The sequence below is a fragment of the Chelativorans xinjiangensis genome (genome assembly GCF_009812055.1).
Lineage (GTDB): Bacteria > Pseudomonadota > Alphaproteobacteria > Rhizobiales > Rhizobiaceae > Chelativorans > Chelativorans xinjiangense.
Window position 1 is genome coordinate 70,475 of record NZ_WQNH01000018.1, and the last position, 9,149, is coordinate 79,623.

Below are 9,149 nucleotides of genomic sequence, written 5' to 3' on the forward strand. Positions count from 1 at the left end.
GGCACGGAAAGGGTGCCGGCATCTTCGTGCACGGATGCCGGTAGCATAGCCTCCTACCGTACCACCAGCACCGAAATCCCGGCGTGGCGGACGACGCGGGCGGCGTTGGGGCCTATGAGGTAGTCCTCGGGGCCGGGCCGCATCGCCGAGAGTACGATGAGATCGGCCTTAACGACGCCCGCATAGCGCAGAATCTCGCGGTAGATCGAGCCGTGGCCGACGATATGGCGGTACTTGATGTCGGCGGGAACGTGCTCCTTGGTGAACTTGTGCAGCGCCTCGTTGGCATGGTCGATGGCGCCCTGCTCGTGCTCCTTGGGAAAGAAGCCGCCGACGATGGACATGCCGTAGTCGGGCACCACCGTCATGACGTGCAGGCGGCTGCCGAAGTTGCGGGCATAGTCGACGGCCGTCTGGAGCGTGCGCACCTCGCTTTCGGCATGGCCGAGATCGATGGAAACGAGAATGTCCTTGTACATGATCTATCTCCTCACGCGGCGGCCGGTTTCGGCTTCGGATTGCCGGCCAGGGTGCCCCCGCGGCGGCGCTGCAGGAAGGCCACAAGCGCCAGGATGAGAAGCGCCGGGATGTAGAACACCTGGCGCGGCATGCGCTCGGCGGTCACTTCCACGGCGGTGATCTGCACCGGCTCTTCGGCATAGAAGTCCATGTTCGACAACGTCCGGCCGGCGAGGCTGTTCATGTCGAGCGGCTCGTCCAGGATGGTGGTGCCGTTCTCGATGCGCACGGGCAGGCCGATGGCCTCCTCGAAGCGCTCCTCGCCGCTGGCACCTGCCTCGCCCAGGCTGAAGGCCATTGTGCGCTCCAGCATCTGGTCGGGGTTGTCGAAGTCAGGACCGCGAATGACGAGACGCACCTGCGCGTTGTCCGGCTCGCCCTCGACCACCTCGAAGATCTGTTGCGGCTCCACCTGGTCAAATGGCGGCTGCACGAGGTCGAGGAAGAAGCCCGGCCGCAAGAGCATGAAGGTGACGAGCAGCAGGGCGGCCGACTCCCACATGCGCGACTTCACCATGAAGAAGCCTTGAGTGGCGGCGGCGAAGATGAGCATCGCCACCGTTGCCAGGCAGAACACCCAGATGGCGCCGAGGAAGCCGACGTCGATCAGGAGCAGGTCGGTGTTGAAGACGAAGATGAAGGGGAGCAGCACCGTCCTCAGCGAGTAGAAGAAGGCCGTAAAGCCGGTCTTCAGCGGGTCGCCTCCCGAGACCGCGGCGGCGGCGAACGAGGCAAGCCCCACCGGCGGTGTCACGTCGGCCATGATGCCGAAATAGAAGACGAACATGTGGGCGGCGATGAGCGGGATCAAAACGCCGTTGGCGGCACCCAGTTGCACGATAACCGGCGCCATGAGCGAGGAGACGACGATGTAGTTCGCCGTCGTCGGCAGGCCCATGCCGAGCACCAGGCTAATGAGCGCGGTGAAGACGAGGATCAGGAAGATGTTACCGCCCGATAGGAACTCCACGAATTCGGCCATCACCTGGCCGATACCCGTCAGCGTGACCGTGCCGACGATGATACCGGCGGCGGCGGTGGCACAGGCGATACCGATCATGTTGCGCGCGCCGGTGATCAGGCCGGCGATGAGATCGGAAAAGCCCTCGGCGAAGGCAGCGCGCTGCTCGGGCAACTGCAGTCCCCGGAAAACGGCCTTCATCGGCTTCTGGGTGAGGATGATGAAGATGAGCAAGAGCACCGCGTAGAAGGCCGACAGGCCGGGCGAGGACCGCTCGATCATCAGGAACCAGATGAGGACGACGAGGGGTAAGAGATAGTGCAGGCCGGTCTTCAGGACATCCGTCGGGATCGGCAGTTCGACGACCGGAGCGTTCGGGTCGTCAAGTTCCAGGTCGGGGGCGCGGGCTGCAAACCAGACGAGCCCCACATAGACGCCGAGCATAGCCAGGATAAGCACCGGCCCGGAAATGCCGGGGATCAGCCAGCGCACGAAGCCGATGCCGTAATAGATGACGCCGGCGAGGATGAGGATCGAGGCGATGGTGATGCCGGCGCGCAGCAGTGCGATCGTTGCCGGATGCGTCTGGCGCTTTGGCAGCATCGGCATGTCGTTCTTCACCGCTTCCAGATGCACCACGTAGAGAAGGGCGATGTAGGAGATCACCGCCGGCAGGAAGGCGTGCTTGATGACCTGGAGGTAGGGGATGCCGACATATTCGACCATCAGGAAGGCGGCCGCGCCCATGACGGGCGGCATGATCTGGCCGTTGACGGAACTTGCCACCTCGACGGAGCCGGCGCGCTCCGGGCTGAAGCCGACTCTCTTCATGAGGGGGATGGTGAAGGTGCCGGTGGTGACGACGTTGGCGATGGAGGAGCCGGAGATGAGGCCTGTCATCATCGAAGCGAGGACGGCCGCCTTGGCAGGCCCGCCACGCAGATGGCCGAGCAGCGCGAAGGCGAGCTTGATGAAGAAATTGCCTGCACCCGCCCGGTCGAGCATCGAGCCGAACAGCACGAACAGGAAGACGAAGGCCGACGAGACACCGAGCGCAACGCCGAACACGCCGTTGGGCGAGAGCCACATCTGGTCCATTGCGCGCGGGAAGGAGGCGCCGCCCCAACGGATGATGTCCGGAACCAGGGTCGAGGAGCCGAAGAAGACATAGGCGAGGAAGACGATCGCCACGATCATCAGCGGGGGGCCGAGCGCACGGCGGGTGGCTTCCATGAGCAGCACCATGCCCATGCCGGCGACGATCAAATCCTGGGTTATGGGCAGGCCGGGCCGGCGGGCAAGGTCGCGATAGAAAACGAAGACATAAAGCGCGCAGGCCGCCGCCAACAGCGCCAGCACCCAGTCAAGCTTGGGAATACGGTCGCGCGGGCTGCGGGGGAAGGCCGGGAATGCCATGTAGGCAAGGAACAGGCCGAAGGCCAGATGAATGGCGCGGGTCTGCGCGTCGTTGAGGACGAGGCCGAACCCCGTCAGGCTCGACAGCATGTAGGGCAGCGGCGAGGCGATGTAGAGCTGGAAGAGCGACCAGCAGAGCGCCACGGCTGCAATGATAGTGCCCGAGGTTCCGGCAGGATCGCGCGCGCCCGTATCGGTAGAAGCGACGAGATCCTGCAGTTCATCACCGGAAAGCTGCGTTTGCGCGCCCGTGGCGCCCTTGGTGTCGTCAGCCATTCGTTGTCCCCCTCGAGACAGTTATCGTTCTTGCGCGCCCCCAATCCGGCGAAGCGAAAAAGGGCGCCCCGGCGGGAGCGCCCTTGTTGCCAAGGCTGCTTAGTTGAGCCAGCCCTTTTCCTGGTAGTACTTCTCCGCGCCCGGATGCATCGGCGCGGAATTGCCTTGGCCCACCATCTGCTCGGGCGTCAGGTTGGCAAGCGCCGGATGCAGGCTTTTGAAGTCGTCGAAATTATCGAACACCGACGAGACGAAGGTGTAGACGACGTCTTCCGGCACGTCGGCCGAGGTGACGACGGTGGCGCCGACGCCGAAGGTGTTCACGTCCTCATCGGTGCCGCGATACATGCCGCCGGGGATGACCGCCTTGAAGTAGTAAGGGTTGCCCTCGACCAGCTTGTCGACAGCTTCGCCCTCGACCGGCACGATCACGCTGTCGCAGGTGGTGGTCGCCTCCTCGATGGCGCCGGCCGGGTGGCCGACCGTGTAGGCGAAGGCGTCGATGTTGTTGTCGCAGAGCGCCGAGCTCTGCTCTGCCGGCGCGAGCTCGGCGGCAAGGGCGAAGTCGGAATTCGTCCAGCCCTTCTCAGCGATCAAAAGGTCCATCAGCGCGCGCTGGCCGGAGCCGGGGTTGCCGATGTTGACGCGCTTGCCCTTGAGATCGTCGAACGCGGCAACACCGGAATCGGCGCGCGCCACGACCGTCAGTGGTTCGGGGTGCAGCGAGAAGACAGAGCGCAGGTTCTCATGTGCGCCGTCCTCGGCGAAGTTCGCCTCGCCGTTGGCGGCGTTGTACTGCACGTCCGACTGGACGACGCCGAACTCCAGGTCGCCGCCCTTGATGGCGTTGACGTTGAACACCGAGCCGCCGGTGGATTCGACCGAGCAGCGGATGCCGTGCTCGCGGCGGGTCTGGTTCATCAGCCGGCAGATGGCGCCGCCTACGGGATAGTAGACGCCCGTGACGCCGCCCGTGCCCACGGACACGAAGCGCTGCTCCTGCGCCATCGCCGTTCCGGCCGACAGCGCGCCCAGCATCGCTGCGGCGATGCCGAAGCCGAGAATCCGATTTGGTTTCATACTGCGTCTCCCTTTAACTGCATTTTTCATAACTCGTTGCACGTCGTTTCCGGCCCGTCCCGTTTCGAGGGGCCGCCTGCCACCGGGCACCGTGCGGAACGCCCGGCCGGCCTTGCTGCGCAGCCCAGGCGGGAGAGCGTGAAATGCCCCCTCGCCCAAGTCAATGGATAGACTGCGCAATTTGGTGGAAGATGCAACATATTGTTGTGCCGGCCCCGCTGGCGGCACGCGGCAATATGCGGCTTTCCTCCCAGTGTTCCTCCTCAACTCATCTCAGACGAGCGCGGCGTCGACAGCCTCGCCGAGGCGCTCGACGATCGTGTCGGCCGTTTGCCGGTCCAGTATGAACGGCGGGGCGATGAGCACATGGTCGCCGCGCCTGCCGTCGATTGTGCCGCCGGCGGGATAGACCATCAGGCCGCGCGCCATGGCCTCCTTCTTCACCTTCGCATGGAGCTTCTTCGCCGGGTCGAACGGCTCTTTCGTCGCCCGGTCGGCAACAAGCTCCAGCCCCAGGAACAGGCCGCGCCCGCGGATGTCGCCGACATGGGCATGGTTGCCGAAGCGGGCCTCCAGGCGGCCTCGAAGATAGGCCCCCGTCTCGCGCACATTGGCGAGCAGGCCGTCGCGCGCGATCACCTCCTGCACGGCAAGGGCGGCCGCGCAGGCCATGGGATGGCAGATATAGGTGTGGCCGTGCTGGAAGACGCCGGAGCCTTCGGCAAAGGCGTCGAAGACGCGGCGGGACAGGAGCACGGCGCCGATCGGCTGATAACCGCCGCCCAGCCCCTTGGCGACCGTCATGATATCGGGGGCCACGCCGTCCTGTTCGCAGGCGTGCATGGTGCCCGTGCGGCCCATGCCGCACATCACCTCGTCGAGGATAAGAAGAACACCGTAGCGCTCGCAGATATCGCGGATGCGGGCAAGATAGCCGGGAACGGCGGGCACAGCTCCCGCCGTGGCCCCCACAACAGGCTCGGCGATGAAGGCCATGACCGTATCGGCGCCGAGCTCCAGGATCTTGTCCTCGAGCTGCTGTGCGGCGCGCTGGCCGTACACCTCCTCGCTCTCGCCCGGGTTCTGCAACCGGTAGGCATAGCAGGGGTCGATATGATGGGTCTCGATAAGCAGCGGGCGGAACTGCGCCCGGCGCGCCTCGTTGCCGCCGGCGGCGAGCGCGCCCAGTGTGTTGCCGTGGTAGCTCTGGCGGCGGGCGATGATGTTGCGCCGCCCGGGCTCGCCCTTCTCTATGAAATACTGCCGCGCCATCTTCAGCGCCGCCTCGTTGGCCTCCGAGCCGCCGGAGACGAAATAGGCGTGGCTGATGCCCTCCGGCGCTCCCGCCACCAGCATGTCGGCCAGCGCCTCGGCCGGTCCATTGGTGAAGAAGCTCGTGTGGGCGTAGGCGAGCTTTTCCGCCTGGTTCTTCAGCGCTGCGACGACGTCGGGATGGCCGTGTCCCAGGCAGGAGACGGCCGCTCCGCCGGAAGCGTCGATATAGGCGCGGCCTTCGGCGTCGAAGAGCTCGACGCCCTTGCCGCCGACGGCGATGGGCAATTCCACGTGAATCTGGCGGTGCAGGATATGCGTCATTGGCTCTTCCGGTGCCGCGCGCGGGCGGCGGGTTCGAAGACATGGACCTTGAGTTCGGCGAGCTGGCGTTCTGTCCGGGCGATCGCCTTCAGCGCCTCTTCCCCGCCCTCGCCCGCCACGAGCGCGGCAAGGATTTCCACCGCCGTGAAGGCCGGCGTCATGGAATGGAAGAAGGAGGGGCTTTCCGTCGAGACAAGGATGGCGTGGCGGGCAAGGGTGGCCACCGGCGAGCCGGCGCTATCGGTCAGCGCCACGATGGAGAGGCCCTTGGCATGGGCATGGCGTGCCGCCTCTACGCTTGCCCGCGTATAGGGTGCCACGGTGGCGACGAAGAAGACATCCTCCGCAGTGGCGAAACGGAGCGGATCAAGGCCCGCGCCGTTGCCGAAGTCGAGCGCGGTGGCCTTTTCGCCGAGGAAGGAGAGCATGTAGGCGAGATGGGCGGCCACCGGGCGGCTGGAGCGCAGGCCGAGGCAGTAGACGCGGCGGGCACGCGCCATGGCGCCGGCTGCCCCGGTGAGTGCATCGAGGGCGCCCGTTTCGCCGAGAGCTGAAATCTGGGCCGCGGTGGCGGCGGCGATCTCGCCGGCGAAGGCGCGGTCGCCAGCCTGCCTCTGGCGCGCCACCTGGATGCCGGCCTTGCCCGAGAAGCCCAGCGCCTGCTCCTTCAGCGCCTCGCCGTGGAGCTGGCGCACCTCGTCATAGCCGTCGAGCCCCAGCCGTTTTGCAAGACGCGTCATGGTCCAGGGCTGGACGCCGGCGCGGCGCGCCTGTTCGCGCATGGAAAGCAGCGCCACATCGCCCGGATTCTCCATGACATAGCGGGCGGCGGCTCCCAACTGCCCGGGAAGCGCGTCGACGGAACGGGTGATACGATCGGCGAAGGCGGCACGGTCCATGGAGAGCATCCTAGACGGCGTTTCGCAGCTATGCAACATATGTTGCATCTTATGCAACGAATGGAGGATTGCCGTGGCAGCAGGTGAAAGCGGCTTCGAAGCAGGGCCGGCGGCGATCGCCGTCGCGCCCAATGGCGGGCGGCGCACCAGGGCCGACCACCCGGCCCTGCCGCAGACGGCGGACGAGCTGGCGGAAACGGCCGCCGCATGCCTGGAGGCGGGGGCGGCGATGCTGCACTGCCATGTACGCGACCGCGACGGCCGGCACATCCTCGACGCCGATGCCTATCGCGAGGCCATCGCCGCCATGCGTCGGCAGGTGGGCGAGCGGCTCGTCGTCCAGATCACCACCGAGGCCGTCGGCCGCCACCAGCCGGAGGAGCAGATGGCAGTGGTGCAGGCGGTGAGGCCGGAGGCGGCTTCGCTGGCGCTGAGGGAACTTGTGCCCGATGCCGCGCATGAGGCCGCGTTCGGCCGCTTCCTCGCCTTTATGAAAAAGGAGAGGATCGTCCCGCAGATCATTCTCTATCACCCCGACGAGGCACTTCGGCTCAAGGATATGATGGCGCGCGGGATCGTCCCCTTCGACGATGTTCCCGTGCTCTACGTACTTGGCCGCTATGCGGCCGGCCAGCGCTCCGCGCCCGCCGACCTCCTGCCCTTCCTGGCGCCGGCGGCGCCGCGCTTCGGGCACTTCATGGTCTGCGCATTCGGTGCACGGGAAGCGGCCTGCGTGACGACCGCTGCGGCGCTGGGCGGGCATGCGCGGGTGGGCTTCGAGAACAATCTTTATCTGCCCGGCGGGACGCTGGCTCCGGACAACGCGGCGCTCGTGCGCGGCGTGACCGACGCGCTTGCCGCGCTGGGGATGCGGGCGGCGGATGCGGAGCGCTTGCGCGCCGATTGGACGCTTTCGGCGAATTGACGCGCGCCGCCGTTTTTCCGATACAGGGCGCAGACAATGGAGGCGGCGAGCTGATGCAATTTGTGCGCGTGAACGACATCGTCCTGCACTACGCGGTGCGGGGTACGGCGGACAAGCCGACGCTTGTCTTCGCCAACTCTCTCGGCACGGACTTCCGCATCTGGGACGCGGTGGCGGAGCGGCTTGAAAGCGACTACCGGCTGGTGTTCTGCGACAAGCGCGGCCACGGACTTTCCGAGGCAACGAAGCCGCCCTACGCGCTGTCCGACCATGTGAACGACCTTGCCGCCTTGCTCGACCATCTGGGTATCGGCAACGCTGTCGTCGTGGGCCTTTCCGTCGGCGGCATGATCGCGCAGGCGCTTGCCACGCTGAGACCCGAGCTGGTGCGCGCCCTGGTGCTGAGCGACACGGCGCACAAGATCGGCACCGACGCCCTGTGGGACGGCCGCATCAAGGCGGTGACCGAGGAGGGGATCGCCTCGATTGCCGACGGCATCATGGAGCGCTGGTTCACACCCGGCTACCGGACACCGGCGAATCCCGATTTCATCGGCTACCTCGCCATGCTGACACGCACGACCGTGGACGGCTATGCAGGCACCTGCGCGGCGCTACGCGACGCGGACCTCACCGAATCCACACGGGCGCTGAGGGTGCCGACACTGTGCCTCGTCGGCGACCAGGACGGCTCTACACCACCGGAGCTGGTGCGGGAGCTGGCCTCGCTGATCGCGGGGGCGCGGTTCGAGATCATCGAGGGTGCCGGGCATCTGCCCTGCGTCGAGCAGCCGGAAAAGACCGTAAGCCTGATCCGCTCGTTTCTTCGGCAGGCGGACATCGCTTGAGGACACCTATATAAGCGACGGCCGTTACCCCGGTCAGCTTTTGTCTAGAAAGGACGCGGAATGGACATTCGCCAGGTCAACGAGGACTTTGCCGTGACGGGGCAGATCGCGCCGGTGCATGTGGCCGAGATCGCCGGCGCAGGCTTCAGGAGCATCATCTGCAACCGGCCCGACACCGAGGAAGGCGCGGTACCGCATGATGCGGTGGAAGAGGCGGCGCGCGCGGCAGGACTGGAGTTCCGCTTCCTCCCCGTGGTCTCCGGCGCGATCACGGAAGAGAACGTGCGCGACATGGCCGCAATACTGGAAAGCCTGCCGCGGCCGGTGCTGGCCTATTGCCGCAGCGGGACGCGGTGCCTGAACCTTTACGCGCTGATACGGGAGATGGAGGGGTAGCGCAGGCTCACGTCCGCGCTTGCGGCGAGCCTGTTGCATATGAGGTTCTTTGTTCGGCTTCGCCGGCCCCCCACCCCTAACCCCTCCCCACAAGGGGGAGGGGGACGATGGCGCGCTCGACCGGGCTTCCCTCCCCCTTGAGGGACAGGGCTATCGCATATGAGTAAAGAGCTCATGGAAGAAGTCTCTATTCCAGTTTGCGCGGCGCATTTTACTGGCGATTGGCTTGTCGA

The 9,149-nt window shown here is 66.1% G+C and carries 8 protein-coding genes; 3 read left to right on the forward strand and 5 right to left on the reverse strand.

From position 1 onward, the window contains the following. Positions 1–53 precede the first annotated feature (53 nt). From GM910_RS13510 to GM910_RS13530, 5 genes are all read right to left on the reverse strand, one after another. Complete coding sequence (locus tag GM910_RS13510; protein ID WP_159588083.1) at positions 54–479, reverse strand: universal stress protein; 426 nt, start codon at positions 477–479, stop codon at positions 54–56. An 11-nt stretch (positions 480–490) separates the two neighbouring features. Then, on the reverse strand, positions 491–3,172 hold the full coding sequence (locus GM910_RS13515) for a TRAP transporter permease (protein ID WP_159588084.1): 2,682 nt from the start codon (positions 3,170–3,172) through the stop codon (positions 491–493). Between the two features lie 99 nt (positions 3,173–3,271). Further along, complete coding sequence (locus GM910_RS13520) at positions 3,272–4,252, reverse strand: TAXI family TRAP transporter solute-binding subunit (RefSeq protein ID WP_159588085.1); 981 nt, start codon at positions 4,250–4,252, stop codon at positions 3,272–3,274. Between the two features lie 273 nt (positions 4,253–4,525). Continuing rightward, positions 4,526–5,848, reverse strand: a complete 1,323-nt coding sequence (locus GM910_RS13525) for an aspartate aminotransferase family protein (RefSeq protein WP_159588086.1) — start codon at positions 5,846–5,848, stop codon at positions 4,526–4,528. Continuing rightward, positions 5,845–6,747: a MurR/RpiR family transcriptional regulator gene (locus tag GM910_RS13530; RefSeq protein ID WP_159588087.1), complete on the reverse strand. Its 903-nt coding sequence runs from the start codon at positions 6,745–6,747 to the stop codon at positions 5,845–5,847. Before GM910_RS13530 ends, GM910_RS13525 begins: the two co-directional genes overlap by 4 nt. Positions 6,748–6,820: 73 nt before the next feature. Here GM910_RS13530 and GM910_RS13535 point away from each other — a divergent pair, with 73 nt between their 5' ends. The 3 genes from GM910_RS13535 to GM910_RS13545 are packed head-to-tail and all read left to right on the forward strand — an operon-like array spanning position 6,821 to position 8,916. After that, positions 6,821–7,672, forward strand: a complete 852-nt coding sequence (locus GM910_RS13535) for a beta-keto acid cleavage family enzyme (protein WP_246226098.1) — start codon at positions 6,821–6,823, stop codon at positions 7,670–7,672. 53 nt (positions 7,673–7,725) lie between these two features. Next, positions 7,726–8,520, forward strand: coding sequence for a 3-oxoadipate enol-lactonase (gene pcaD, locus GM910_RS13540; RefSeq protein ID WP_159588089.1), 795 nt, complete (start codon positions 7,726–7,728; stop codon positions 8,518–8,520). 60 nt (positions 8,521–8,580) lie between these two features. Beyond that, positions 8,581–8,916 carry a protein tyrosine phosphatase family protein gene (locus GM910_RS13545; protein ID WP_159588090.1) on the forward strand — a complete coding sequence of 112 codons (336 nt, stop codon included), beginning with the start codon at positions 8,581–8,583 and terminating at the stop codon, positions 8,914–8,916. Positions 8,917–9,149 lie beyond the last annotated feature (233 nt).